This window comes from Limosilactobacillus panis DSM 6035, assembly GCF_001435935.1.
Taxonomy (GTDB): Bacteria; Bacillota; Bacilli; order Lactobacillales; family Lactobacillaceae; genus Limosilactobacillus; species Limosilactobacillus panis.
Genome location: NZ_AZGM01000100.1, coordinates 1 through 1,526 on the forward strand (window position 1 = coordinate 1; position 1,526 = coordinate 1,526).

Sequence of the window (1,526 nt, forward strand, 5' to 3'; positions counted from 1 at the left end):
TGAAGTGCAATACAAAAGTTGGACAAAATTAGATAATTAAGCTGCTAGGGCATGATTCCGATATTCAACGGGGGTCATGCCTTTAGTTTTTAAAGAGATTCGTTCATAGTTGAAATAGTGAACATATTGTGTAGCTAACTGCTTAAATTCTGACAAATTCTTGCACGGTGGAAAACCGTTAAGTAGTTCGGTTTTGAAAAGATGGAAAAAGCTTTCTACGGGGGCATTATCCAAACAGTTGCCCTTACGGGACATACTTTGTACAAAATGATGATTTTTAAGCCGTTGAATGTAGTATGGAAGTTGATAGTGCCATCCTTGATCAGAATGGATAATTGGGGTTGCGGTGGCTGGTAACTGATTCTCTAATTGTTCTAGGGTGTTCATAATTAATAAACGATTGGGACTATCACTGACTTGAAAGGCTAAGACTTCCTTACTGGCTTCATCAATCATGACTGAGATATAAGCCCACTGTTTATTAGCCAGCTTAATTTGACTAACGTCAGTGTGAATAACCTGATACGGATTCGTTTCGTTGAAAGTTTGGTCAAGTAAATTGTCCGCGGTGGTACCCACATGACCCTTATATGAGTGATACTGATGATTGCGATGACGATTATACATACTAACTTGAACACCTAATTGATGCATCAATGACTCAACTGTCGCGTCTGCTAAATGAATTCCTAGTTCTTCTAATTTTGCTTTAACTCGTCGATAACCGTAGGTTAATCGACCACGAATACGGCCTTCTTCCACAATCTTAAGAATGGCTTGTTTTACACGAGCATACTTAGTGGATGGATGGGCAATCCGTTGGCGCTCATCATAATAAGTAGCCTTAGGTAATTGAATTGTTCGCAAAATTTCGCCAGTGGTAAAGCGTTGTTCTTTTGGACGCTGTGATTGTTCTGCCCTGATCTGATCCACTATTTGTGTTTTGGCGCGTGCTTTGAGGGTCCGAACAGGGCCAAAGATTTTTTGGTGATTTCTAGCTCCAATTTGGCCTCATGTAACTCTTGATTCTTCTTGGCAAGTTCTTCTTTGAGCCGGTCGAGTTCATTCCTCTCAGCCAAATGACGTATATGTTTTGGATTATGCTTCTTATTCACCTTTGGCCGCCTACCTTTCTGATGAGGCTTCAAAGCTTCGATGCCGTCACGTTGAAAAATATTGACCCAATAACTTACTTGTGTAGGCAACAGGTCAAACTTAGCTCCAACCTCAGCTAATGACTCCTCATGAGTTTGGTAGTAGTTTATCACGTTTAGCTTAAAATCTTGTGTAAATACTCGTTTATGACGCCGTCGTTTTAGCGCTTGAGATCCATTCATCCTAAATAATTGTACCCATTTATTGATGCGTTTCTTTGAAACATGGTAATTGTTAGACAATTCAGCTGTGGGGTTACCAGCTAAATATTCACTAACAATCTGTGATTTTAATTCTGAAGAATATTTTGACATAGAAAAAGTACCTCACAATCATTGGATCCTTTGTCCAACAATTATGGGGCACTTCAT

The 1,526-nt window shown here is 39.5% G+C and carries 2 protein-coding genes; both read right to left on the minus strand.

Annotated features, from left to right (window positions below; translation table 11 throughout):
* Nucleotides 1-36: 36 nt before the first annotated feature.
* The gene (locus tag FD32_RS06550) at nucleotides 37-933 is read right to left on the minus strand and encodes an IS3 family transposase (protein WP_235803779.1); all 897 of its coding nucleotides are present in this window, start codon (nucleotides 931-933) and stop codon (nucleotides 37-39) included.
* The gene (locus FD32_RS06555) at nucleotides 933-1,469 is read right to left on the minus strand and encodes a helix-turn-helix domain-containing protein (RefSeq protein ID WP_056962144.1); all 537 of its coding nucleotides are present in this window, start codon (nucleotides 1,467-1,469) and stop codon (nucleotides 933-935) included. Before FD32_RS06555 ends, FD32_RS06550 begins: the two co-directional genes overlap by 1 nt.
* Between the last annotated feature and the right edge of the window lie 57 nt (nucleotides 1,470-1,526).